Origin of the sequence: Azospirillum oryzae (assembly GCF_008364795.1) — a bacterium.
Lineage (GTDB): Bacteria > Pseudomonadota > Alphaproteobacteria > Azospirillales > Azospirillaceae > Azospirillum > Azospirillum oryzae.
This window is the reverse complement of sequence record NZ_VTTM01000006.1, coordinates 99327-123243: the sequence shown is the minus strand read 5'-3', so window position 1 is coordinate 123243 and position 23917 is coordinate 99327. Positions and strand designations below refer to the sequence as shown.

Below are 23917 nucleotides of genomic sequence, written 5' to 3'. Positions count from 1 at the left end.
TCCTTGGTTCGCTTCATGGCACTGTCTTTCACCTTACATGCTTACGCTGTCTTTTTTGCGACTGTTTCATATCCGGCAGCGACCGCGCCGCGCCCTGCGAAAGTCTCCACCACCGCACCGCGATTCCGCCCGTGGCAGACGACGAAACGCAGATTGGCCTGCAGCCGCCAGCGCGCCCGCGCGCCCTCGGCAGCCCGTTCCGCCGATCCGGCATCGCCGAAGATCGCGAAGCCGGTCGGCCCCCAGGAACTCTGCCCGACCCCGGTGGCGCCGACCGACGGCAGCCAGCGCAGCACCTCGGCCACGTCGGGGCTGCTGAAACGGCCGCCCTGCGCCGGAGCGAAATGGTCGCCGACCACGCTCTGCAGTTCCGTCACGGCGGCACCGAACCGCATCGCATCCCCTTCCGCCAGCGCCGGCAGCCCGACCATCAGCGCCAGCCGGCACAGATAGGCCGCCTTGTCTGCCGGAAAGGGCGGCAGATCGCGGAAGGCGACCGTCTCGGCCGTCCCGGACAGGCCGCGGTTGGCATCGTCGAAGACCAGCAGCATCCGCCATGTTTCCGGCAGGACCATGCGGCTGATGACCGGCGGCGGCTCGTCCAACGCACCCTTGCCGCCATCGAGAATGACGCCGCCCTGCTCGAAGGCACCGACCCCGATGCCCGACCGGGCGCCCCGGTCCAGCAGGCTGGCGACGCGACGCGGCGGCAATGGCCGGCCGGTCATCGCCGACAGGGCCGCCCCGACGGCCAGCGCCAGCTGGGTGCCCGACCCCAGTCCGGAATGGGAAGGGATCGTCCGGCCCAGGCGCAGGGAAAATCGGTTCTCCACGTCCAGCGCAGCGCACAGCCGGTCGAGATATCCCCTCGCCCTGCTGGCGGGGCGGTCAGCGGCATCGCCCGCCGGGCCGCCCCGGAGCAGCGTCAATTCCGTTCCCAACCCGTCGAGCGTCAGGCCCAGGCTGCCGAAGCGCCGGCCCAGCCCGCCCTCCATGTCGAGAAACCCCAGATGCAGCCGGGCGGGCACCTCCACCCGCACCGCGTCGACCGTCGGTCGCTGTTCGCCGCAAATCATGGCCTACCTGTCGCAAAAGCCAAGGCGACCAGCCGCCTTTCAGACATAATAAAATCGATGGCGATAAAATCAATGGAAACGACGACAGAAAATCGCACAATCTGAATAAGTTCAAAATCAAGAATCCCGCTTTCCTCGTTTCTTCATGAGAAACTGGGTTCGATTACTCGCGTCATATTCTTTTCAGAATTCGCCACATCCGACATCACGTGCGGGGTTTAGGACATGGACAACGAAATTGGCGAGACCGATCTCCCGCCACCGATGAGCGATGTCGTTTGCCCGTTCTGCGCAATGGCCTGTGACGACCTTACGGTTGCACATGATCGGGGCGGCCGGCTCAGGATTACCGGCAACGGCTGCGCACGCGCTCGCACCCTGTTCGCCCTTCCGGCATTGCCGGCCCATTGCTTCATAAAGGGCCGTGCCGTACCGCTTGACGCGGCGCTGGACGCGGCGGCGGCGCTGCTGCGGAACGCCGCCTTTCCGGCCGTCGGCGGGCTGGCCGCCGACACCGAAGGAGTCTCCGCGGCGCTGGCGCTGGCGGAACGGCTGGGCGCGGTGGTCGACCACGCCGCGTCCGACAGCCTGTTCCACGGCCTGCGCGCCCTCCAGGTGACCGGCGCCATGACCGCCACCTTCGGCGAAGTGCGCAACCGTGCCGACCTGTTCGTGCTGTTCGGCTCAGAGTTCGATCGCCACGCTCCCCGCCTGTTCGACCGGCTGGTCCGTCCGCCGACCGCCCTGTTCCGTGATGCCGGAGCCGCGCGCGGCTTTCTAATTGGTCCTAGCGACGGCGGTCCCGGCGACGGCCCGGCGCCGGACGGGTTCGAACGCCTGACCGCCGACCTGATCCACGCCCCCGCCATCGCCGCCGCGCTGTCGCAGATGGTCGCCGGCGACAGGCCCCATGGCGACCGGGTGGGCGGCATCGCGATGGAGGATCTCGCGCGTGTCGCCACGGCGTTGCGCGACGCACGTTTCGGCGTCATCGGCTGGGTCGCCGCCACGCTGGACCCGGCGGCCGGCGATGTCGCCGTCGAGGCCTTCAACCGGCTGGTCGTGACCGCCAACGCCGCCACCCGCTGCGCCGGCCTGTCGCTGGGCGGCAAGGGCAACGCGCTGGGCGCCAATTACGTGTGCGCCTGGCAATATGGCGTGCCGCTGCGCTCCCGCCTCGGCGCCGGCCCGCCGGAACACGATCCCCTGCGCTACCGGCTGAAAAGCCTGTTGGCCGAGGACGGGATCGATGCGCTGCTCTGGCTTTCGGCGCTGAACGGGGCGGAAGTGCCGGACACCCGCACGCCGATGGTCGTGTTGGCCCGTCCCGGACAGCCGCTGCCCCACGACCCGGAGGTGCTGATCCCGGTCGCCATCCCCGGCCTCGACCATGCCGGCAGCATCCACCGCGGCGACGGCGTCGCCGCCCTGCCGCTGCGCCGGCTGCGGTTTCCCAAATCCTCCGGCAAGCCGTCCGCCGCCTCCCTGCCGACCGCCGCAGCGGTGCTGAGCGCCCTGCTCGACCGGCTTCCCGCCTCTCCTCTTCCCGTCCTGATCCGGGAGACAGCGCATGTCTGACGCCTACACCCTGCTGCGCGGCGGCCGCGTCTGCGACCCCGCCGGGGCCGCGGACGGCACCGCCCTGCATGGCCCGCCGCGCGACCTGTATCTGAAGGATGGCCACATCGCCGCGACGCCGCCGGAGGGTGCCCGCATCGGGGAGGTGGTCGATCTGGACGGTCGCATCGTCATGGCCGGGGCCATCGACATCCACAGCCACATCGGCGGCGGCAAGGTCAACCTCGCCCGCCTGCTGTTGCCGGAGGAGCATCGCGAGCACGGCAGCGGCCCGGACGGCCTGCGCCGGTCGGGCAGCGGCCTGTTCACCCCATCCAGCTTCGTCACCGGCTACCGCTATGCCGAGATGGGCTACACGGCGGCGTTCGAACCGGCGATGCTGCCGTCTAATGCCCGGCACACCCATCTGGAACTGGCCGACGTCCCGATCATCGACAAGGGCTGCTACGCCGTTCTCGGCAACGACGACTTCCTGCTGGAGCGGCTGGCTGCCGGGGCGACCCAGTCGGAGGTCAACGACTATGTCGCCTGGATCCTGCACGCCACCCAGGCGGTCGGCGTCAAGGTGGTGAACCCCGGCGGCATCAGCGCCTTCAAGTTCAACCAGCGCCGCCTGGATCTGGATGAGGCGCATCCCCATTACGGGATCACGCCGCGCCGCATCCTGACCACGTTGGCCACCGCGCTGTCCGACCTGGGGGTGCCGCATCCGCTGCACGTCCACTGCAACAATCTGGGCATCCCCGGCAACGAATCGGTGACGCGCGACACCATCACGGCACTCGACGGGCTGCCCGCCCACCTTACCCATCTGCAATTCCACAGCTATGGGACGGAGGGCGATCGCCGCTTCTCCTCGGCCGCCGCCGAGATCGCGGAATCGGTGAACCGCAGCCCGAACATCTCGGTCGATGTCGGCCAGATCATCTTCGGCCAGACCATCACCGCGTCGGCCGACATCATGTCGCAGTTCCGCAACAGCGGCCTCGCCAGCCCGCGCAAGTGGGTGTGCACCGACATCGAATGCGACGGCGGCTGCGGACTGGTGCCGTTCCGCTACCGCGACAAGGCCTTCGTCAACGCCCTGCAATGGGCGATCGGGCTGGAGCTGTTCCTGCTGATCGAGGATCCGTGGCGGGTCTATCTGACCACCGACCACCCGAACGGCGGCCCCTTCACCAGCTATCCCCACCTGATCCGCCTGCTGATGGACCGCAGCTTCCGCAACGAGCAGCTTGCGCGGATCAATCCCGACGTGGCGGCGCACAGCCGGCTCGGCTCCATCGACCGCGAATACACGCTGGAGGAGATCGCCATCATGACCCGCGCCGGCCCCGCCCGCGTGCTGGGGCTGCGCGACCGCGGCCATCTGCGCCCCGGCGCCGTCGCCGACGTGGTGGTGTACGACGACCTGCCCGACCGCGAGGCGATGTTCGCCGCCCCCGCGCTGGTGTTCAAGAATGGCCGGCTGGTGGCGCGGAACGGACAGCTGACCGCCACAGGCTGGGGCGACACCATCGTCGTCCGCCCGGAGTTCGATTCCGCCATCGAACGGCGGCTGAAGCCGTGGTTCGAGGATCACCAGACTGTCCGGCTCGGCAACTTCCGCATCGCGGACGGGGAGATCCTCGACCATGGCCGCGGCGGCCTGTCCATCGTTCCGACCCTGACGGCATCCGACTCATGCTTCTGAACGGCATCCACATCGAGAACACCTATGCCGAGGCCTTCGACATGAAGGCGACCCGGCTGATCGTGACCGCCGACACGCCGGCCTGGGCGCGCCATGCCGGCATGGCTGCGACCGGCTTCGCCACCTCGGTCATCGCCTGCGGCTGCGAGGCGGGAATCGAGCGGGAGCTGACGCCGGAGGAAACCCCGGACGGACGCCCCGGCGTGTCCCTGCTGTTCTTCGCCACCGGGCGCAGCGTGCTGGGCAAGCAGGTGGAAACCCGCCTCGGCCAATGCATCCTGACCTGTCCCGGCACCGCCTGCTTCTCCGGCGTGCCGCGCGGCTCAAAAGAGGATCTGATCCCGATGGGTCAGAAGCTGCGCTATTTCGGCGACGGGCAGCAGATGTCGAAGCTGGTGGGCGGCCGGCGCTATTGGCGCATCCCGGTGATGGACGGCGAGTTCCTGTGCGAGGAATCGAGTTGGAGCGTCCCGGCCGTCGGCGGCGGCAACCTGCTGATCCTGGCCGACGCCCGGATGGCGGCGCTGGAGGCGGCGGAAGCGGCGGCGGACGCCATGCGCACCGTGCCCAACGTGGTGCTGCCGTTCCCGGGCGGGGTCGTGCGCTCCGGCTCCAAGGTGGGGGCGAAGTACAAGGGAATGCCGGCCTCCACCAACGATGCCTATTGCCCGACGCTGCGCGGCCTGCCCCGCTCCCGCCTTCCGGCCGAGGTCGAATCGGTGCTGGAGATCGTCATCGACGGGCTGACCGCGGCCGATGTCGCGGCAGCCACCACCGCCGGGCTGAAATGCCTGATCGAGCGCGGTCGCGGCTCCGGCGTCTGGGGCGTCACCGCCGGCAATTACGGCGGCAAGCTGGGCCGCCACCACTTCCACCTTCACGAGCTGCTGCCATGAGCGTGCTGAGCTTCCGTCTGAAAGGCCCGCTGCCCGGCCGCGTCGACGCCTCTCCCCTGCTGCCGCACCGGCTGGCGGCGCTGACCGTGACGGAGATCGCCGCCCTGCCGCTGCGGCTCGGCCGCGGCCATGTCGTGGTCGGCGAGCTGTTCGACCTGTCGGGCGGCCCCGGCGACACCGTCGAGATCGAGGGCGACGGGCGGCTCGACTTCGTCGGGGCGGGTCAGTCCAGCGGCACCATCCGCATCGCCGGAGCGGTCGGCCATCGCGCCGGCACCGGCATGAGCGGCGGAGTCCTGGTGGTGGAGGGGTCGGCGGGGCTGGCGGCGGGTGCCGCCATGCGCGGCGGCGTGCTGACCATCGGCGGCGATGCCGGCAACGAACTGGGCGGCGCGCTGCCCGGTGAACGGACGGGGATGATGGGCGGACGAATCCTGGTCCGGGGCAGTTGCGGCGACCGCGTCGGTGAACGCATGCGGCGCGGACTGATCGCCGTCGGCGGCGATACCGGCGCCTATGCCGCCCTGCACATGAACGCCGGCAGCCTGCTGATCGGCGGCAGGCCGGGAGCGGCCACCGGCCACGGCATGCGGAACGGCACCATCCTGTTCCGCGGCGAGATCGATCCGTTGCCGGGGTTCGCCGACTGCGGCCTCAACCAGCTGCCCTTCCTGTCGCTTCTCGACAACCACCTGTCCGAACTGGACGGGGTTCCACCCGCCTGCCGGGGCCTGACCGGGCGGGCGCGCCGCTGGCTGGGCGATCGCGGATTCGGCGGACGCGGCGAGCTGCTGTCCTGCCTTTGAAAAATCCCCGCCCAATGATCATTCGGATTCAGCCGTTTGGAGGGTGTGGGATTACTCCGCCGGGTGATATTATCGTTCGCAAGCCCGGATGATTTGCATGAAAAACAATCCCGACTCGATCAACGTCGCGCTCCTTCAAGGATAATGTCCGCTTTGTTCAATGTCGCCAGGCCGCAACCTGCGTAGGCTGCTTGTCATAAAAAACTGATGGTGCGGAGAAGGATCGTCCTCCCGCCCGTCCGAACGTGGCCATCCAAGCAAACAAGGCCGCGGGAAAGCAGCGTGTTCGCCGACCATTCGCGACCCACGACGATACGAACAGGAATGCGGAAGAGGGGCACGGGACAATGAAGTGCATTGAACAGCAGTCCGGCGGTTCCAAGGTCGACACAATCGGTTTTCTCCTGGTTCCCGATTTCTCCATGATCGCCTTCACCGCGGCGGTGGAGCCTCTCCGCCTTGCCAACCACATCAGCGGCAAGGAGCTGTATCGCTGGGTGCTGCTCTCCCCGAACGGCGGTGTCGAGCGGGCCAGCAACGGCATCCGGATCTGCGTCGACCACGCCATCGCCGACGCCCCTGCGCTGTCCACCGTGATGGTGTGCAGCGGCGTCGGAGGCCACTGGTACGAGGATCGGGCGATGTTCTCGTGGATGCGGCGGTCGGCCGCCCAGGGGATCGCCTTCGGCGCCCTGTGCACGGCAAGCCATATCCTGGCCCGGGCCGGCCTGCTGAACGGCTACCGCTGCACCATCCATTGGGAGAATATGGCGGGCTTCGCCGAGACCTTCCCGGAGATCGAGGCGACGGGGGAACTGTTCACCATCGACCGCAACCGCTTCACCTGCGCGGGCGGCACCGCCGCCACCGACATGATGCTGCACCTGATCGCCGCCCGGCATGGCGAGAAGCTGGCGATGGACATCGCCGAACAGCTTCTGCACACCAAGATCCGCGCCGGCAGCATCCGCCAGCAGGAAGAACTGCATGCCAATCCGGTGCTGGATCACGAAGATCTCAACGCCGCCGTGGCGGTGATGCAGGCCAACATCGAGGAACCGCTGGACCTGCTGACGCTCGCCGCGGAGCTGGGCCAGTCCCGCAGGAATCTGGAGCGGCTGTTCCGCAAATACATGAACTGCTCGCCGGCGAAATACTATCTCGGCCTCCGGATGAAGCGGGCGCGGCAGCTGCTGTGCCAGACCCGCATGTCGGTGATGGAGGTGTCGATCAGCTGCGGCTTCATTTCCGCCACCCATTTCAGCAAATGCTACCGCGATCACTTCGGCGTCGCCCCGCGCAACGACCGCCAGAGCCAGCGGCACAGCCCGCTTGCCGCCGCGCACGAGTTCGCCGGCCTGACCTGATGCCGCACCGGGTACCCCACCGGCTATCGGGATGCGGGTCGGGACCGGCCCAGGGGAAACAGGCGGGCGGCGGCGGGAATCGTCAATTCGGTGTCGCATTCGAACACATGCCCTCCTGCGGTCGCCGATAAGGTACAAATCGGCCTGCCCGGCACCCGATCCGCGTCAGGCCCCGCCGGACAACTGCAAGGAGGACGGCACCGATGCTCGAAACGATCCTTTCCGCCCAATGCGCGCGCGGCGCCGCCACGGCCGACGCGCAGCTGTCCTCCATCCCGGCCGGCCTCTACGAGCTGTTCTTGGAGAACGTCGTCCTGCCCTGCCGGATCGGCGTCTTCGATTACGAGCGCGGTGCGCCTCAGCGGGTGCGCATCGACCTTCTGCTGCAGGTGCGCCAGGACGGAGCCCAATTCTCCGACGATATCGGCGACGTGCTGTCCTACGACGATCTGCTGTCCGGGCTGAAGCGGATCCTGATGGACGAGCACACCAATCTGGTCGAGATGCTGGCGGAAAAGATCGCCCGCATGTGTCTGGCCCACGAACAGGTGCAGTCGGCCCGCGTGTCGGTGGCGAAGCTGGACATTTACGACGGGGTCGCGGTTCCGGGCATCCGGCTGGAGCGGACGCGCGACCAGATGCCGGGTTCCTCCCTGCCGGCGTCACACCGCCTGATGGTCATGGCCGACCGGCGGATCTGATCCGATGACGGCCAACGCATCGCCGGAAGACGGATCGGCAGCCGACAGATCGACAGACGCCGCAGCGCGGCCCTGGGTGATCAAGATCGGCGGCAGCCTGTCGGACTGGCACCGGCTGGGGACGTGGTTGGACCTGATCGCCCGTCCCGGCCATCTCCACCCTCTGGTCATCGTGCCGGGCGGCGGCCCCTTCGCCGATGCCGTGCGCGACGCCCAGGACAATTGGCGTTTCGACGACCGCCTCGCCCATCGCATGGCCCTGCTGGCGATGGAGCAGTTCGGGCTGATGCTGCACGGCATCTGCCCGGCCCTGCAGACGGCGGCGACGCACGAGCGGCTGCGGTCGCTGATCCGGGCACGGATGCCGGCGGTGTGGCTGCCGTCCGCCATGGTGCTGGACCATCCCGAGATCGCCGAAAGCTGGGAGGTCACCTCCGACAGCCTCGCGGCATGGCTGGCGGTGGAACTGGACGCGGCGGCGCTGGTGCTGGTCAAGTCGGGGCCCTGCCCCTGCGCGGCGACCGATGCGGCGGCACTGGCGCGCGACGGACTTGTCGACGCGGCCTTCCCGCACTGGCGCGCGCGCTTTTCCGGCGAGAGCTGGTGCATCCATCGCGACAACCACATCCTGATGGAAGAGGCGCTTGCCGGCCGCGCGTCTCCCGGCTGCCCCCTGCTGCGCAGTCCGGACGCGGAGCTTCTGCCGGGCGTGCGGGCATGAACGAGATGTCGCCCCCACCCGCTCCGCCGAGGCTGGCCTGGGCGCTGACCGGATCCGGCCACTACATCAAGGAGACGCTCGACCTGATGGCGCGGCTGGCGCCGCTCGACGTCTTCCTCAGCAAGGCGGCGGAGGAGGTCATGCGCATGTACCGCCGCCGCGACGGCAACTTCCCGCCGGGCACCCGCCTGTTCCGCGACCGTGCCGCCAGCGCGCCGCAGATCGGCCGGTTCTATTTCGGCGAATACCACACGCTGGTGGTGGGACCGGCCACCTCGAACACGGTCGCCAAATGCGTGCAGGGAATCTCCGACACCTTGCCGACCAACGCCTTCGCCCAGGCCGGCAAATGCCGGGTGCCCTGCATCGTCTTCGCCTGCGACACCGCGCCGGAAATGATGACCGAGGCGCCGCACGGGATGGTGCCGGTCTATCCGCGGCGCATCGACCTGGAGAATGTCGAACGGCTGCGCGGGTTCGAGGCGACCAGCGTCGTCGAAACCGTTCCCGAACTGGAAGCGGCGCTGATGCTGCGTCTGGGAAAGCGTCTCGTGAATGTCTGAGCACCTCGTCTTCGTGACCGGAAAGCTGGCGGAGCCGCGCCTGCGGGCGGTGCTCGACGGGATGGGGTCCTCCCCCTTCAGCTTCGACGTGGTGCAGATCGGCGTCAGCGTCGCCGCCCTGATGACGGAGGAACTGATCAGGCGACGCCTTCCGCCCCCGCCACCCGGTGCCCGGGTGATCCTGCCCGGCCGGACCCGTTGCGACCTGACAGCGTTGTCGGGGCATTTCGGCGTCACCTTCGAACGCGGGCCGGAAGAGCTGCGCGACATCCCCGCCTATCTCGGCGGGCGGGCGGCGCGGGCCGACCTGTCCCGTCACGGGGTGACGATCTTCGCCGAGATCATCGACGCTCCCCACCGCTCGATCGACAATCTGCTGGAGACCGCCGCAAGGCTGCGCCGCGACGGTGCCGACGTCATCGACCTCGGCTGCCATCCCGGCGAACGGTTCGACGGGCTGGAGCATGCGGTCGCCGCCCTGGTCGCCGCCGGCCACGCCGTCAGCGTCGACAGCGCCGACCCGGAGGAACTGCTGCGCGGCGCGGCGGCCGGCGCCTCCTATATGCTGAGCCTCAGCGAGGACACGCTGTGGGTGCTGGACCAGACGGCGGCCACACCGATCCTGATTCCGGGAAAGGCGCGCGACCTCGATTCCCTGTGCCGCGCCGTCGACCGGCTGCGGGCCGCCGGCCGGCGTTTCCTCGCCGATCCAGTGCTGGACCCCATCCACTACGGCTTCACGGACTCGGTGGTGCGCTATCACGATCTGCGGCGGCGCTATCCCGACATCGAGATTCTGATGGGCATCGGCAACCTGACTGAATTGACCGATGCCGACACCACCGGCACGACCGCCCTGCTGATGGGCATGGTGTCGGAACTGTCGATCGGTGCCGTTCTCACCCTTCAGGTCAGCCCGCACGCCCGCACCGCGGTGCGCGAGGCCGACCGGGCGCGGCGGATCATGCATGCCGCCTCGGAAAGCGGCAGCCTGCCCAAGGGCATCGACGACGGGCTGATGGCTCTGCGCGACCGCCGCCCCTTCGCCGGCACCCCGGCCGAGATCGCCGAGACCGCCCGCAGCATCCGCGATCCCTCCTTCCGGGTGGAGGTGGCGGAGGACGGCGTTCATGTCTACAACCGCGACGGCCACCATGTGGCGACCGATCCCTACCACCTCTACCCTCTGCTCGGGTTGGCGGAGGATGGCGGTCATGCCTTCTACATGGGGGTGGAACTGCACAAGGCCTTCCTCGCCTGGCAGCTTGGCAAGCGCTATGTCCAGGACGAAGACCTCTCCTGGGGCTGTGCCGTCGAGGCGACGGCCGATCCGGACAGCGACGCCCACGGCTTCAAGTCGGCGGGCACAACCCTGCAGGAGCGCCGCCGGGCCTGCGGAAAGGCATCATGATTCTGGAAACCATCGTCACCACGCTGGGCGCCGGCGGCACCCCGCACATCGCCCCCTTCGGCGTTACCCGCAACGGGGAGGATCTGGTGATCGCCCCCTTCCGCCCCTCCGTCACGCTCGCCGCGCTGGAGGCCACAGGACGGGCCGTGATCAACCTCACCGACGACGCGCGGCTGTTCGCCGGCTGCCTGACCGGACGGCGGGACTGGCCGCTGGTTCCGGCGACCGCCATCGCCGGCGTGCGTCTGGCCGACAGCCTCGCTCACTGGGAGGTGGAGGTGGTCCGGATGGAGACCGACCCGGTACGCCCGCGCTTCCATTGCCGGAGCGTCCACGAAGAGGCGCATCGGCCCTTCGCTGGCCACAACCGCGCCGCCGCCGCCGTGATCGAGGCGGCGATCCTGTGCAGCCGCCTCGATTTGCTGCCGTGGGAAAAGGTGGAGCGCGAGATGGCCTACCTTGCCATCGCCGTGGAGAAGACCGCCGGCACGCGGGAGCGGGAGGCCTGGGGCTGGCTGTGCGACCGCGTGGCCGCCTTCCGCGCCGAGATGCCCGCGCCGGAACCGGTTGGAACGGACGCTTCCGACAAGACCAAGCCACAGGTTCGCCCATGATCCGCATGCTCGCCAGCGTGACCAATCCCGAGGAAGCCGAAATCGCGGTAAGGGCCGGGGCGGACCTGATCGACCTGAAGAACCCGAAGGACGGCGCCCTGGGCGCCTTGCCGGCCGGCACGATCCGCGCCTGTCTTGCGGCCGTTGCCGGGCGGAGACCGGTAAGCGCCACCATCGGCGACCTGCCGATGAAACCCGACGGCGTGGCGACCGCCGTCGCCGGGACGGCGACCACCGGCGTGGACATCGTGAAAATAGGGATCGGCGCCGGGGGCGATCCGCATGCCTGCATCGCCGCGGCGGCGAAGGCGCGCGGCACCGCGGCGCTGGTCGGCGTCATCCTGGCCGACATGACAAGCCCCACCCCGGATCTGGTCGACGCCATGGCCGATGCCGGCTTCATCGGTGTGATGCTGGACACCGGCCTTAAGGATGGCCGCACGCTCCGCGATCACCTGTCGGCCGCCGCGCTGGCGGACTTCATCGGACTGGCGCGCGACGCCGGGCTGTGGGCGGGGTTGGCGGGATCCCTGAGGCTTGCCGACATCGCTCCGCTGGCGACGCTGGGCCCGTCGATCCTCGGCTTTCGCGGCGCCCTGTGCCGGGGCGGCGCACGGGGCGACGTGATCGACCCGGACAGGGTTGCCGGCGTCGTCCGAAGCGTCACCGCGTCCGGCCGCGCGCCGGCCTGCACAGCCATGTGACCGTGGCGCTGACGGCGAGCGCACCAGCGGTCAGCGCCAGCACCCAAAGCAGGATGCCGAAGCCGGCGCCGTCCCGGTGCACCGCCGCTGACAGTGCTGCCGCCATGCACAGCACCGCAGCACAGCGCAGACGGAGGACCGTCCGCCGCGGCAGGGCCCGCCGGGAATCGACCAGATCGCGCCAATGCCGCTCTACCGTCAGGGCAAGCGCCCCGAAGGCGAGGTAGCAGAGGCCGAAGATCGCGGGGAAGGACAGGATATCAGGCATGGTCGGTCAGCCTCGACAGAGTGGACGCCTCCGGCCGCGCGCGCCGGGCCAGACGCCTGGAGACGCGCCACGCACCGGCCGCCGTCAGCACCAGCACGGCGTCGACGCCGACCACCGCCCAGTCGCCGGCCGCCGCCGCCCGAACCGGATGCTCCCCGGTGGTGATCCAGTTCATCAGCACACACGCCGCGGCCAGCAGGGCGACGGCCGTGCACTGGCTGCTCCAGGGCGGATCGATTTTGGTGCGGACCGCGGCATGAACGGCGCTGGCGATCCAGGTCAGGAAGAAGACGCCCACCTCGACCAGCTCGCGTGACGGCACCCCCGACGGCAGCAGGCGGTTGGCCGCCATCATCGCCAGCGTGGCGATCAGCAGCCCGGTGGTGGTACCGCAGGTCAGGGCGGCGACGCTGCGCCAGCCCACGCCGGGCAGGCCATGGACGACGCGCCGCTTCTCCATCCAGTGCAGCATGCCGGTGCCGATCAGCACGCAGCCGGCCAAGCCGAACAGGAAATAGAGCCAGCGCAGCGGCCAATGCTCGAAGGCGGCGAAGTGCAGCCCCGACATCACCCGGTGCGCCGCCACCATCGGTCCCGGCGGCTGGTACTTCAGCAGCGCGCCGGTCACGCCGTCGAAGAAGACCGGCTGGACATCCAGGCTGATGCGGTCGCCGGTGTCACGGTTGATGCGGACCACCGATGCGGCATCGCCCGCATTGTAGACGAAGACCACCGCGGGCTCGCCGCCGCCCCACAGGCGCCTCGCCTCGGCCAGCATCGGATCGAGCGGTGCCGCCGCCGCAGCGATGCCGGCGCGCGGCCGGCTGTAGTTGCCGAGCGCGTCATCGTAGAAGCGCTGCACGTCCCCGCCATAGAGCGCCTGGACGCCCGCCGGCAGAACGATCGGCAGGATGATGACGATCCCGGTGAAGGTGATCATCAGGTGGAAGGGCAGCACCAGCACCCCGGTCAGGTTGTGCAGGTCGAGGAGCGAACGGCGAAGCTGGCCCCAACTGCGGAAGGTGAAGAAGTCCTTGAAGATCCGCGCATGGATGATGACGCCGGAGATCAGCCCGGCCAGCATCGCCACCGACGCGAAGGACACGATCCAATAGCCGACGAAGCCCGCCCGCAGGTGCAGGCTGTAATGGAGCGGATAGAAGAAGGAGCTGGCGCCCAGCGTTCCCACCGGCGGCAGCAGAGTGCCGCCGGCGGTCGCCATGCCGCCGGCATTGCCGCCTTCCGTGCGCACCCGCAGGGCCATCACCGGACGCCGCTCGTCCGGCAGCTGCACATACCAGTCGCGGACCTCCCGTCCGGCGGCGAGCCGCTCCACCAGCGGCACCACCGTCCGATCCAGCGAAACCGCCGCATCCGGCGCCTCCACCGCGCCGATCCGGGTGTCCGGCATCATCCAGCGGTCGATCTCGGAGGCGAAGACCGCCAGCGAGCCCATGAAGAAGACCAGCATCAGCAGCCCGCCGAGCGTCACCCCCGCCCAGGTGTGCGGCCACAGCATCGCGGCGCGCAGCGCCGGGCCGATCAGCTTGCGCTTACCCGCCGTCATGGCGCCGTGATCCCGACAAGACGCGACGCTGCGATCATCAGGACCGCACCGCCGCCCAGAACCGCCCAGCCGACGCCGGCCCTCGGCACCGCGAAGGCCCACAGCGACACCGCCGGCAGGACCAGGAGGGCGAGCAGGCTGGCCGCGGTCACCGCCTCGGCCGGGGCCATGCCGGCCAGCGTCCCGAGTTCCGCCCCGAAGGCGGCGATGCCCCAGGCGAAGCCATAGGCGCCGAAGACCGCCGCCGTCACCCGCACAGCGGTGCGGAGGCGCGATGGCCTCCGCTTCGGACCGTTGCCGGCAACGGTCCGCTGCCGCTGGGCCTTCGCCTCCGTCACAGCTTCGCCCGCAGGGTCAGCAGCACGGTGCGCGGCTCACCGTAGATGTTGCCCGACTGCGGCGTGCCGACGCGCTGGTAATAGGTGCGGTCGAACAGGTTCTTGACGTTGACGGCCGCCGTCACCTTCTCCGTCACGTCATAGGCGATGCGGGCGTCCACCGTCGCATAGCCGCCCTGGGTCAGGCGGGCGTAGTTCAGCGACGGGAACTCGTTGTACATCGAGGTCTGGGCGGTGACGCCGCCGCCGACGCTCAGCCGGTCGTCGATGGTCTCGGGCAGGCGGTAGTTGGTCCACAGCTTCACCTGATGCATCGGCGCGATGGCGGTGAAGGCGCTCGCCGCGTTGGCGCTGCTGTCCAGGCTCTTGGCACGGGTGAAGGTGTAGCCGGCATAGACGTCCCAGCCCGGCAGGATCTCGCCTGAGACATCCAGTTCGAAGCCGCGGCTCTGCGCCTTGCCGCCGGAGACGTAGATGGACTGGTTGGGGAAGCGCGGGTCGGACTGCGGCCGGTTCTCCTCCTCAATGTGGAAGACGGAGGCGGTTGCGTGCAGGCGGCCCCCGAAGTAATCGGCCTTGATGCCGGCCTCATACTGCCGCCCCTTCAACGGTTCCAGCACCTTGCCGGACGCATCGACGTAGGATTGCGGCTCGTACACCTGGGAGATGCTGGTGTAGAGGGCGTAGGTGGAGTTGACGTCGTAGACGAGGCCGGCATAGGGCGTGACCTTGCCGCGGACGGACGCGCTGCTTTCCGCGGTCCCGGCCAGCGCATCGGCATCGACCTTGGTCTGCCACCAGTTCATCCGCCCGCCGACGATCAGCTTCAGCGGCTCGGCCAGCTTCAGGCGCAGGACGCCGTAGGTGCCCCAGCTGTCGGTGGTGGTCTTGGTGTCCTTCTGCCAGTCCCGCCAGGCCGGCTCGGCCGCCGAGGCGTCGGGCGAGAAGATGTTCTGCGTCACCGACCAGCTGCCGACCGGATTGGCCGCGCGGTGGCGGAAGGTCGTCCGCTCGTAATTCGCGCCGACGGCCACCTCGTGGGTCAGGCCGAACAGCCCGAAATTGCCGGTGGTCGACAGGTCGGCCCCCATTTGCTCCTGGTCGTAGCGGACCTTCTGGGCGAACAGTGTCGTCCGGTTCACTCCCGGCGTGACCGGCGCGTAGGCATACGCCATCTTCCGGTCCATCTCGTTGTCGATGTAATGGGTGGCCAGCTTCACCGCCCAGCCATTGTCGAACCGGTGCTCCAGGTCGGCGAAGCCGCCCTTGGTGGTGAAGACGTCCTCGTTCCACTTCTCGCCCAGCGAGGTCGAGCGGTCGACGTCGAGCAGGCGCAGCTGCGGCCGCCCGCCCACCACCGACGCATAGGCCGGCAGGTTCCAGGCGCCCTGGTAGCTCATGCGCTGGTACCAGGCGCCTGCCGTCAGGGTGGTGTCCGGCGTCAGGTCGGCGGCGATGCTGCCATAGGCGAGGCCGCGGCGCTGCTCCGTCCAGTCCTGGAAGGCGTTGCGGTCCTGATAGGCGCCGACGAAGCGCCCGCGCAGGCTGCCGGACTCGTTCAGCGGACCGGTGATGTCCCCTTCGCCGCGATAGTTGGCATAGGAGCCGGCGGTCAGCTCGCCATAGCCTTCCAGCGTCTTCTTCGGAGTCTTGCGGACCAGATTGACCGCACCGCCCGGTCCGCCCATGCCGTTCAGCAGGCCGGCCGGACCCTTCAGCACCTCGACCCTCTCGTACATCGCCAGATCGGGCGATGCGAAGATGCGGTCGTCCAGCGTCGTCGGCACGCCGTCGTACTGCAGGTTGGTGATCTCGAAGCCGCGCGAATAGAAGTTCAGGCGGTTGCCGTCGATCGGCTCCACCGTGACGCCGGGCGTCTGCCGCATGGCGTCTTCCAGCGTGATGAGCTTCTGTTCCTCGATGCGCTCGCGCGGCACCGTGGTGACGGTCTGCGGCACCTCGCGCGGCGCCGACGGCAGCTTGGAGCCGACGGTGGTCGGCGGGTTGGCGTCGCGCTGGCGGTCGGCGCTGACGTCGATCGTCGGCAGCGTCATCGTCTCGGACGAGGCATTGCCGGTGTTTTGCGCCCCATTCTGGACCGCATTCTGGGCCAGTGCGACGGCCGGCAGCAGCAGGGCTGCCGCCGCGACCGACCCCAGCAGGCGGACGCGCCCCCTGTCATTTCCCCAACGGCGTCCGGGCTGCCCGATGGTCTTCATTCTTAAAGTCCCCCATTCGTCACTGTGCTGATGTCGTTTTGCGGATTTGTTGGCCCCGGCCCCGGTCGGCGTCCGCCGTCAGGGCCGCGGCGATTTCCTGCGCGCGGATCGGCAGGATCGAGAGCAGGGTGTCGCTGAGGCCGTGCGTCGCCTCGCAGCATCCCTGCAGATACAGGCCGACGGTGCAGCCGGGGACGGTCGGCAGGCGGTAGTCGCGCCCGACCTCCCCGCCGGCCAGCCAGCGCTCCATCGGCTGCAGCAACTCCTCGTGGATGCGGCGGCGATAGCCGGTGGCCAGCACCACGGCGCCATAGCGCCGCTCGTGACGCCCGCCGCCGTCCAGGCTGGCGAGGTCGAGCACCGGGCCGCCGCGATCGCCGCCGTTACTGCCGCTACGGGCCGCCACCACCTCGTGCCGGGTCAGCATCGCGTGGCGCGCCGTCCCCTCGACCTTCTGCTGATAGAAGATGCCGTAGACGGCATCGATGAGATCGGGGTCGACGACGGCATAATTGGTGTTGTGGAAGGCGCGCAGCAGGTCGGCACGTTCGGCCGGGGGAAGGCCGTAAAGGTAATTGGTGTAGCCGGCGTCGAAGACCTGATTGGCGAAGGGGCTGCTGTCGGCCGGCCGCATCGCCGGTCCGCGCCCGATGATGTCCACCGCGACGCCGCGTCCATGCAGGTCGAGGAAAATCTCGGCGGCGCTCTGCCCCAGCCCGACCACCGCGACCCGGCCGGCCCGTGCCAGCTCCTCGGCCACGGCCAGATAATCGTTGGAATGGACCACCAGCGGACCTGTCCCGCCACCCCGGCGCACGAGGCCGTCGAAGGCGTCGGGGATCCGCGGCGTCGCCCCGGCCCCGATCACCACGTTGCGGGCAAGCCAGCTCCGTTCGCGGCCGGCCCGGTCACGGGCATGGACGCGGACATGCGGCACCGCCTCCCCCACCCGCGCCGGCTCGATGGCCGTCGCTTCCAGCCCGTAGTCGCATAGATCGTCGAAGTCGGCGGCGACCCAGGCGAGATAGTCGTTGAACTCGCGCCGGCTGGGATAGAAGGTCCGCAGGTTGATGAAGTCCTGCAGCCGGCCTTGGCCGTGCAGATAGCTGAGGAAGCTGTAGCGGCTGGTCGGGTCGCGCAGCGAGACCAGATCCTTCAGGAACGAGATCTGCATCCGGCTGCCGTCCAGCAGCATGTTGCCGTGCCAGACGAAGGTTTCGCGCTTTTCCAGGAAGCGGCAGGCCAGACCGGCCCCCGCCTCGCGCAACGCCACCGCCAGGGCAAGGTTCGAGGGCCCGAAGCCGATGCCGACGAGGTCCTGGACGCGTCCGCCGTCACCGATGAGGGAAGGGATGCCATGCATCGCTCAGCCCCCCTGCTTCGTCGTGGCCGGGTCGGCGCAAGGCACCCACAGGCGGTCGGCGAAATAGCGCTCGCGCAGCAGCATGACCAGCATCGCCCGCTTGTGCGGGAAGTCGAACTCCTTGACCTTGGCGAAGCCGGAGCGGTCGAGGTTGCGGATCTGCTGGTGATGATCCGCCCGCGGTTCGCCGACGATGCGCTGGGTGCGCGCGTCGTCCAGGAACATGAAATGCACCAGTGACGGCAGCCACGCGCTGACATAGGCCCGCCCGCGCACATGCTCCTCGCCGATCAGCACATGCCAGCCGCGGTCGTAATCCTGCGCGTCGTAGAAGGCGCCGATCCGGTTCTCCTTGGCCCAATAGACTTCGAAATAGCCGAAGGGCGCACCGTCCAGGCTGGCGATCAGCGGCATGGTGTGGGGATCGGCGAGCTGCGCCTCCAGATAGGCGCGGTGCTTGGCCAGATCGCCCTCCTCCTGCCAGAAGAAGGCGACGCGCGGGTCGTTCTGCCAGCGATGGAAACGCTCCAGATCCATGCCGATGTCGGCGACCCGGAAGGACAGCGTCTGCTCCAGCCAGGGAATGTGGCGGGCGTAGAGCATGCCCTGCGGCTTGGGCGGCCGGCGCGGGTGGTAGCGGCCGTCCGAGACGATGTGCGCCTGGGGATATCCGCCGGAACCCGGCCCCAGTAGCCACAGGTCGGGCCGCTGGTACAGGGTCCCGGCTGTCGCCAGTTGGGTGCCGCCGGCATCCTCCACCACGACGCCGTCCAGGCGCAGCGCCTCGGCGAGGCGGTCGGGGGCGGTCAGCCGCAGGGTCGCGGGGTCGTGGGCGCGGATGAAGGCCGCGTCGAGCGCGGCGAATGCCGCCAGACGGCGGAGGTCGTCGCCGTCCGCCGCCGGCACCGCATCCTCCATCAGGGTCAGGTCGGCCGCCCCGGCACCGCCGGACAGCCGCCAGCGCTGCCGGACCTCGCCGTCCAGCCGGACGGTCAGGTCGGCTCCGTCCCACAGGGTGCGGAGCGAGCGGCCGAGCGCGCGGCAGGGCACCGGAACACCGCCGGACGCGGTCAGGGTGTCGGAATCGGCGGTCATCGAAGGCGCCTCCTCATGTCCGGCCGCGCGACGCGCGGCGACAGGCGTTTGGGAAAGGGATGGGGGTTCGGCCGAAAGCCGCCCGGCGGTCATTGCGCCGCATGCGCCGGCTGGACCGGCACCTCGCTCCAGGGCGACAGCACCCCGGCATCGCAGCGCAGCACCCGGTCGGCGAGATGGAAGAAGCGGTCGTCGTGACTGACGGCGATGATGGTGCGGCCGCCGCGTTTGAGTTCCGGCAGCAGCTCCTCGTAGAAGAAGCGGCGGAACAGCGGGTCCTGGTCGGCCGCCCATTCGTCGAGCAGCAGGATCGGCCGTTCCTCCACCACCGCGGCCAGCAGGGCGATGCGCTTGCGCTGTCCCTGCGACAGCCGGATGTCGGAGAGGCGGTCGCCGGCCAGCGCCACCTTGCGGTCCATCCGCAGCCGGCGCAGGAACGCCTGGGCAAGCTCCTCGTCCAGCCGGCCGTCGGGACCGACCAGCCGGTCGAACAGGTGGGGGGTGGAGAAGACGGCGCTGATCTGTTCGCGATGCCAGCCGCGACGCTCCTCGGTCACCTCCAGCCCGCCCAGCCGGATGGTGCCGGCGGCCGGCCGGCGCAGGCCGGCCAGCAGGGTCAGCAGCGTCGACTTGCCGCCGCCGTTGCCGCCGACGATGAACAGAGTCTCCCCCGCCTCGACCGTCAGTTCGACGGGGCCGAGGTGGAAGCCGGGCTCGTCGCCCTGGGCGGGATGGTCGTAGACGACGCCGGACAGGCTGAGCAGCGGCCCCTTGACGGGAAGCGCCGCGCAGGCCGGCTCCGGGCGGTCGAAGGCCGGGCGGTGCGCTTCCAGGCGCAGCGCCTCGACCTTCGCCAGCGCCACCTTGCCGGACAGCAGGATGGGCAGCGTGCCGACCAGATCGTTCAACGGCATCCGCAGGAACATCAGCACCAGCACGAAGCCGGCGGTGTGCGGTCGCGGCAGATCCAGCGCCTCGCCGGCGGCGAAGATGCCGGCGATCAGGCCGAGGATGACAAGGGCGGTCCAGCTCAGGCTCAGCACCCAATAACGGTCGGCGCGGATCTCGGTGTCGCGGGCATGCTCCGCCGCCGCCGCCACGTCGTGGCGGTGGAACACGCGCTTGCGCACCGTGTTCAGCGCCAGCTCGTTGCGGCCTTCGATCGCGCCGCGATAGCCGGCCAGCAGGCGGTCGTCGGTTTCGCGCACCTCGACCATCAGCCGGCGCATCGCCGACACCCAGCCGTAGGCCACCCCCACTCCCAGCCCGATCACCGCGGCGCTGAGCAGGAAGAGTTGCCAGGACAGCCAGGCGAGATAGAGAAAGCCGCCCAGCACCAGCACGCCGTTGCAGAAGACGAAGGGCAGCCGGTTGAATGCCTGGCCGACCGTGGCGATGTCCTTGGTGAGGGTGGCGTAGAGCGCCGGGGCGCCGATGGTCTCCAGCCTTTCCACATCGGTGTCGAGCAGCCGCTTCACCGTCGCCGTGCGCATCTCGCACACCACCCGGTGGCCGAGCGCCGTCAGGATCGCCTGCGCGCCGAAACCGAAGCCGAACACCGCCGCCAGCAGCACGGCGATCAGCGCGAAGGTCAGCGCGTCGGGCTCCGCACTGCCGGCAATCAGCCGGTTGACCAGCGCGATCACCCACAGACCGGCCAACGCCCCGGCGGCGCCGAGACCCAGCGCCAGCGGCATGCGCCAGCGGAAGCGGTGCAGGAGGGAGAGCAGCAGGCTCATGGCGCACCGCCCGGTTCGGCCGTCCCTTCGCCGGCCAGCAGGCCGGCCATGAAGGCGAGGTCGTCCGCCTCGTCCCGGCTGCCGCGGGAATCGATCACGCCAGCCATGGCGCGGACGGTCGGGGCGCGGAAAAGCTCGGCCAGCGGCAGGTCGAGCCCGAAGGCAGCGCGGATGCGCGTCTGCAGCCGGACCAGCCGCAGCGAATGCCCGCCCAGCCGGAAGAAGTCGTCGGCGACGCCGAGCCCCGGCCGTTCCAGCACCTCCTCCCACAGCGCGGCCAGCCGTGCCTCGGTGTCGGTGGCCGGCGGCTCGAACCCGTCGGACGCGGCCGGCGCGTCGGGCGGCGGCAGCGCCTTGCGGTCGATCTTGCCGTTGGCGTTCAGCGGCAGCCGGTCCAGCACCACGCGAACCGACGGCAGCATGTAGGCCGGCAGGCGGGCGGCGAGATGGGCATGCAGGTCCGGCGGCTCCGTACCGTCGTCCGTCACCAGATAGGCGCAGAGCAGCGCATCGCCGGCGGTCGGCATATGGGCGGCGACAACGGAGTGGCGCACCTGCGGATGGCTGTCGAGCGCCGCCTCCACCTCCGCCGCCTCGATGCGGAAGCCGCGGATCTTCATCTGATGGTCGCGGCGGCCCAGGAATTCGATGGCCCCGTCGGTGCGCCGCCGGGCGCGGTCGCCGGTGCGGTAGAGGCGGCTGCCGGAACCGGCGCCGAGTGCGCCGTCCTCGGGGAACGGGTTCGGCAGGAAGCAGGCCGCGGTCAGGGCCGGTTGTCCACCATAGCCGCGCGCCAACCCCAGCCCGCCGATCCACAGATCGCCGGCAACGCCGCTTGGTACCGGTTCCAGCCGGTCGTCCAGGATGTGAAGGCGGTTGTTGGCGACGGCATGGCCGATGGGAACCGTGCCGTCGCCATCCCCGGCCCGCTCCACCGGCCAAGCGGCGGACCAGACAGTTGTTTCGGTCGGGCCGTAGACGTTCAGCAGCCGCACGCCGCGCTCCAGCAGGCGACGGGCCAGTTCGACGCCCAGCGCCTCGCCGCCGCACACCGCGCGCAAGCCCGGCCACGACTGTTCGGTGGCGTCCAGCAGCATGCGCCAGGTCGCCGGCGTCGCCTGCAGGACGGTGATGCCCTGGCGTTCGATCAGCCCGGCGAGCGCTTGCGGATCCTGGGCCTGCTCACGGGTGGCGAGGATCACGCGGGCACCGGCGACCAGCGGCAGGAACAGCTCCAGCCCGGCGATGTCGAAGCCCAGCGTCGTCACCGCCAGCAGCCGGTCGTCGGCGACGAGGCCGATCTGCGCCTGCATGGCGTAGAGGAAGCTGGCGAAGGCTTGCCGGTCGATCTGCACGCCCTTCGGCACGCCGGTCGAACCCGAGGTGTAGAGCGTGTAGGCGAGCTGGCGCGGATGCACCGGGCGGCCGAGATTCCCGTCCGCCAATTCCTCGTATCCGGCGGCGAACTCCGCCAGCGGCGCGTCGATCACCAGCACCGGCCGGGCATGGGCCAGGATGTGGGCATTGCGCGCCGCCGGCTGGTCGGGGTCGAGCGGCAGATAGGCGCCGCCCGCCTTCTGGATCGCCAGCAGCGCGACCGGCAGATCGACCCCGCGCGGCAGCGCCACCGCCACCAGACTGTCGGCACCGACCCCGCGGGCGGCGAGCCAGCGGGCGAGGCGGTTGGCCCGTTCGTTCAGCGCGCGGTAGGTCAGCGCGGTTTCGCCGCAGACCAGGGCGACGCAGTCCGGCAGGTTGGCGGCGGCGCGTTCCACCATCGCCACGAGGTCTTCCGCCGGATCCAGCGCCAGGGCGGTGTCGTTCCAGCGCGTCAGCTCCTCCGCCCGCGCCGCCGGCGTCATCAGCGGCAGGTCGGCCAGTTCAGCCTCCGGATCGGCCAGCATTCCGGCCAGCAGGGCGCGGAAGCCGTCAGCCAGACGCGCTGCCGTCGCGGCATCGAACAGGTCGGTGGCATAGTCGATCGCGCAGACCGCCCCCGCCTCCCCCACCGCAACGTCGAGTGCCAGATCCAGCTTTGCCGTGGTCTCCGGCACCGGGAGCGCAGTCACGGTCAGCCCCGGCAGCCGCAAGGCAGCAGGGGCATCCATCCGCAGGTTCAGCAGGGTCTGGAACAGCGGAGTCCGGCTGCCGTCCCGCACCGGATCGAGCCGCTCCAGCAGGCGCTCGATGGGGGCGGCGCCGTCGCTCAGCGCCGCCAGCGCCTCCGTACGCAGCCGCCGGCAGAGGGCGCGGCCGGTCAGGCCGGGGGTCAGGCGGGCCCGGAATACCTGGGTCTCGACGAAGAATCCGACCAGCGGTTCCAGATCCTCGTCGTTCCGTCCGGCGTCCGGCACGCCGACGGCGAAATCATCCTGCCCGGACCAGCGGCCGAGCAGGACCTGCCACGCCGCCAGCAGCGGGATAAAGGGGGTGCAGGCTTCCGCCCGCGCCAGACCGCGCAACGCGGAAACCGTCTCATCCGCCAGGGCGAACTCGACCCGCGCCCCGGCGCCGCCGCGAACGCTCGGGCGCGGCCGGTCGGTGGGCAGTTCCAGGACCGGGATACCGGTGCCGAGCCGCTCGACGGCCCGCTCGACCGCCCGTTCGATGCGCGCCTGCGCCGCCTGGCCGCGCTGTGCCCGCGCGTGATCGGCATATTGCAGGGCCAGCGGAGGCAGCAGAACCGCCGGGTCGACCCCCGGATCGGCCAGGGCGGCGACATAGGCGGTCATCAGGTCGCGCGCCAGGATCGGGTTGGACGGACCGTCCGACAGGATATGGTGCATCGCCAGCAGCAGCACCGCCCCTCCGCCGGCCAGCGGCAGCAGCGTCGCACGGATCGGCGGGCCGGCGGACAGGTCGAATGGCCGCTGCGTCTCCTCGCGGATGCGCGCCGCCAGCGCCGCCTCGTCGGGCTGGACGTCTTCCCGCGTCAAGCGCAGGGACGGGTGGGACAGCACGACCTGCTGCGGCGTCCCGTCCCGCTCCTCGAACCACGTCCGCAGGATGGCGTGCCTCCAGGCCAGCGCCCCCAGCGCCCGCTCCAGGGCCGCCGTGTCCAGCGCCCCGTCCAGACGGAAGGCGCGAGTCAGGTTGTAGGCGGCGTCTGTCGGGTTCAGGCGGTGGAGCAGCCACAAGCGCTCCTGTGCAAGCGACAGCGGTGCCAACCAATCCGTGCGATTAATAGCTACTTGCATC

Annotated in this window: 20 protein-coding genes; 11 read left to right on the top strand and 9 right to left on the bottom strand. The window is 69.9% G+C overall.

Translation table 11 applies throughout. The annotated features are described in order from the left end of the window. Positions 1-41 precede the first annotated feature (41 nt). Positions 42-1076 carry a beta-ribofuranosylaminobenzene 5'-phosphate synthase family protein gene (locus FZ938_RS17700; protein WP_149199783.1) on the bottom strand — a complete coding sequence of 345 codons (1035 nt, stop codon included), beginning with the start codon at positions 1074-1076 and terminating at the stop codon, positions 42-44. Between the two features lie 225 nt (positions 1077-1301). Here FZ938_RS17700 and FZ938_RS17695 point away from each other — a divergent pair, with 225 nt between their 5' ends. The 11 genes from FZ938_RS17695 to FZ938_RS17645 all read left to right on the top strand — a co-directional run bounded on the left by FZ938_RS17695 (position 1302) and on the right by FZ938_RS17645 (position 12130). Then, entirely contained in the window at positions 1302-2654 is a 1353-nt protein-coding gene (locus FZ938_RS17695) for a molybdopterin-binding domain-containing protein (protein WP_149199782.1), read from the top strand. Then, positions 2647-4347: a formylmethanofuran dehydrogenase subunit A gene (locus tag FZ938_RS17690; RefSeq protein WP_149199781.1), complete on the top strand. Its 1701-nt coding sequence runs from the start codon at positions 2647-2649 to the stop codon at positions 4345-4347. The genes FZ938_RS17695 and FZ938_RS17690 overlap by 8 nt, the downstream gene beginning before the upstream one ends. Then, positions 4338-5243: a formylmethanofuran--tetrahydromethanopterin N-formyltransferase gene (gene fhcD / locus FZ938_RS17685; RefSeq protein ID WP_149199780.1), complete on the top strand. Its 906-nt coding sequence runs from the start codon at positions 4338-4340 to the stop codon at positions 5241-5243. Before FZ938_RS17690 ends, fhcD begins: the two co-directional genes overlap by 10 nt. Next, positions 5240-6049 carry a formylmethanofuran dehydrogenase subunit C gene (locus FZ938_RS17680; RefSeq protein WP_149199779.1) on the top strand — a complete coding sequence of 270 codons (810 nt, stop codon included), beginning with the start codon at positions 5240-5242 and terminating at the stop codon, positions 6047-6049. The genes fhcD and FZ938_RS17680 overlap by 4 nt, the downstream gene beginning before the upstream one ends. Positions 6050-6396: 347 nt before the next feature. Further along, complete coding sequence (locus FZ938_RS17675) at positions 6397-7416, top strand: GlxA family transcriptional regulator (RefSeq protein ID WP_149199778.1); 1020 nt, start codon at positions 6397-6399, stop codon at positions 7414-7416. A gap of 203 nt (positions 7417-7619) precedes the next feature. After that, the gene (locus tag FZ938_RS17670; protein ID WP_149199777.1) at positions 7620-8117 is read left to right on the top strand and encodes a dihydroneopterin aldolase; all 498 of its coding nucleotides are present in this window, start codon (positions 7620-7622) and stop codon (positions 8115-8117) included. 4 nt (positions 8118-8121) lie between these two features. Further along, positions 8122-8838 carry an amino acid kinase family protein gene (locus FZ938_RS17665; protein ID WP_246457347.1) on the top strand — a complete coding sequence of 239 codons (717 nt, stop codon included), beginning with the start codon at positions 8122-8124 and terminating at the stop codon, positions 8836-8838. Beyond that, positions 8835-9401 carry a flavoprotein gene (locus FZ938_RS17660; protein ID WP_149199776.1) on the top strand — a complete coding sequence of 189 codons (567 nt, stop codon included), beginning with the start codon at positions 8835-8837 and terminating at the stop codon, positions 9399-9401. Before FZ938_RS17665 ends, FZ938_RS17660 begins: the two co-directional genes overlap by 4 nt. Beyond that, positions 9394-10812, top strand: coding sequence for a DUF6513 domain-containing protein (locus FZ938_RS17655; RefSeq protein WP_149199775.1), 1419 nt, complete (start codon positions 9394-9396; stop codon positions 10810-10812). Before FZ938_RS17660 ends, FZ938_RS17655 begins: the two co-directional genes overlap by 8 nt. Continuing rightward, entirely contained in the window at positions 10809-11426 is a 618-nt protein-coding gene (locus FZ938_RS17650) for a DUF447 domain-containing protein (RefSeq protein ID WP_149199774.1), read from the top strand. The genes FZ938_RS17655 and FZ938_RS17650 overlap by 4 nt, the downstream gene beginning before the upstream one ends. Next, complete coding sequence (locus FZ938_RS17645; RefSeq protein ID WP_149199773.1) at positions 11423-12130, top strand: (5-formylfuran-3-yl)methyl phosphate synthase; 708 nt, start codon at positions 11423-11425, stop codon at positions 12128-12130. Before FZ938_RS17650 ends, FZ938_RS17645 begins: the two co-directional genes overlap by 4 nt. Here the strand turns inward: FZ938_RS17645 and FZ938_RS17640 are convergent. The 8 genes from FZ938_RS17640 to FZ938_RS17605 all read right to left on the bottom strand — a co-directional run bounded on the left by FZ938_RS17640 (position 12090) and on the right by FZ938_RS17605 (position 23916). Beyond that, positions 12090-12398, bottom strand: coding sequence for a DUF3325 domain-containing protein (locus FZ938_RS17640; protein WP_149199772.1), 309 nt, complete (start codon positions 12396-12398; stop codon positions 12090-12092). The two genes, FZ938_RS17645 and FZ938_RS17640, sit on opposite strands and share 41 nt — an antisense overlap. Then, positions 12391-13965, bottom strand: coding sequence for a PepSY-associated TM helix domain-containing protein (locus tag FZ938_RS17635; protein WP_149199771.1), 1575 nt, complete (start codon positions 13963-13965; stop codon positions 12391-12393). Before FZ938_RS17635 ends, FZ938_RS17640 begins: the two co-directional genes overlap by 8 nt. After that, entirely contained in the window at positions 13962-14303 is a 342-nt protein-coding gene (locus tag FZ938_RS17630) for an iron uptake protein (RefSeq protein WP_149199770.1), read from the bottom strand. The genes FZ938_RS17635 and FZ938_RS17630 overlap by 4 nt, the downstream gene beginning before the upstream one ends. After that, entirely contained in the window at positions 14300-16522 is a 2223-nt protein-coding gene (locus tag FZ938_RS17625; protein WP_149199769.1) for a TonB-dependent siderophore receptor, read from the bottom strand. The genes FZ938_RS17630 and FZ938_RS17625 overlap by 4 nt, the downstream gene beginning before the upstream one ends. Positions 16523-16541: 19 nt before the next feature. Further along, positions 16542-17885, bottom strand: a complete 1344-nt coding sequence (locus FZ938_RS17620; protein ID WP_149199768.1) for a lysine N(6)-hydroxylase/L-ornithine N(5)-oxygenase family protein — start codon at positions 17883-17885, stop codon at positions 16542-16544. Between the two features lie 3 nt (positions 17886-17888). Beyond that, positions 17889-18980: a GNAT family N-acetyltransferase gene (locus FZ938_RS17615; protein ID WP_246457349.1), complete on the bottom strand. Its 1092-nt coding sequence runs from the start codon at positions 18978-18980 to the stop codon at positions 17889-17891. An 89-nt stretch (positions 18981-19069) separates the two neighbouring features. Next, the gene (locus FZ938_RS17610; RefSeq protein WP_149199766.1) at positions 19070-20719 is read right to left on the bottom strand and encodes a cyclic peptide export ABC transporter; all 1650 of its coding nucleotides are present in this window, start codon (positions 20717-20719) and stop codon (positions 19070-19072) included. Next, on the bottom strand, positions 20716-23916 hold the full coding sequence (locus tag FZ938_RS17605; RefSeq protein WP_149199765.1) for a non-ribosomal peptide synthetase: 3201 nt from the start codon (positions 23914-23916) through the stop codon (positions 20716-20718). The genes FZ938_RS17610 and FZ938_RS17605 overlap by 4 nt, the downstream gene beginning before the upstream one ends. Position 23917 lies beyond the last annotated feature (1 nt).

Coding starts and splice junctions, on each gene's coding strand:
- FZ938_RS17700 (WP_149199783.1), bottom strand. CDS start 1,076: ATGATTTGCGGCGAACAGCGACCGACGGTCGACGCGGTGCGGGTGGAG.
- FZ938_RS17625 (WP_149199769.1), bottom strand. CDS start 16,522: ATGAAGACCATCGGGCAGCCCGGACGCCGTTGGGGAAATGACAGGGGG.
- FZ938_RS17660 (WP_149199776.1), top strand. CDS start 8,835: ATGAACGAGATGTCGCCCCCACCCGCTCCGCCGAGGCTGGCCTGGGCG.
- FZ938_RS17665 (WP_246457347.1), top strand. CDS start 8,122: ATGACGGCCAACGCATCGCCGGAAGACGGATCGGCAGCCGACAGATCG.
- FZ938_RS17615 (WP_246457349.1), bottom strand. CDS start 18,980: ATGACCGCCGATTCCGACACCCTGACCGCGTCCGGCGGTGTTCCGGTG.
- FZ938_RS17670 (WP_149199777.1), top strand. CDS start 7,620: ATGCTCGAAACGATCCTTTCCGCCCAATGCGCGCGCGGCGCCGCCACG.
- fhcD (WP_149199780.1), top strand. CDS start 4,338: ATGCTTCTGAACGGCATCCACATCGAGAACACCTATGCCGAGGCCTTC.
- FZ938_RS17635 (WP_149199771.1), bottom strand. CDS start 13,965: ATGACGGCGGGTAAGCGCAAGCTGATCGGCCCGGCGCTGCGCGCCGCG.
- FZ938_RS17650 (WP_149199774.1), top strand. CDS start 10,809: ATGATTCTGGAAACCATCGTCACCACGCTGGGCGCCGGCGGCACCCCG.
- FZ938_RS17695 (WP_149199782.1), top strand. CDS start 1,302: ATGGACAACGAAATTGGCGAGACCGATCTCCCGCCACCGATGAGCGAT.
- FZ938_RS17655 (WP_149199775.1), top strand. CDS start 9,394: ATGTCTGAGCACCTCGTCTTCGTGACCGGAAAGCTGGCGGAGCCGCGC.
- FZ938_RS17620 (WP_149199768.1), bottom strand. CDS start 17,885: ATGCATGGCATCCCTTCCCTCATCGGTGACGGCGGACGCGTCCAGGAC.
- FZ938_RS17680 (WP_149199779.1), top strand. CDS start 5,240: ATGAGCGTGCTGAGCTTCCGTCTGAAAGGCCCGCTGCCCGGCCGCGTC.
- FZ938_RS17640 (WP_149199772.1), bottom strand. CDS start 12,398: ATGCCTGATATCCTGTCCTTCCCCGCGATCTTCGGCCTCTGCTACCTC.
- FZ938_RS17605 (WP_149199765.1), bottom strand. CDS start 23,916: ATGCAAGTAGCTATTAATCGCACGGATTGGTTGGCACCGCTGTCGCTT.
- FZ938_RS17610 (WP_149199766.1), bottom strand. CDS start 20,719: ATGAGCCTGCTGCTCTCCCTCCTGCACCGCTTCCGCTGGCGCATGCCG.
- FZ938_RS17675 (WP_149199778.1), top strand. CDS start 6,397: ATGAAGTGCATTGAACAGCAGTCCGGCGGTTCCAAGGTCGACACAATC.
- FZ938_RS17690 (WP_149199781.1), top strand. CDS start 2,647: ATGTCTGACGCCTACACCCTGCTGCGCGGCGGCCGCGTCTGCGACCCC.
- FZ938_RS17645 (WP_149199773.1), top strand. CDS start 11,423: ATGATCCGCATGCTCGCCAGCGTGACCAATCCCGAGGAAGCCGAAATC.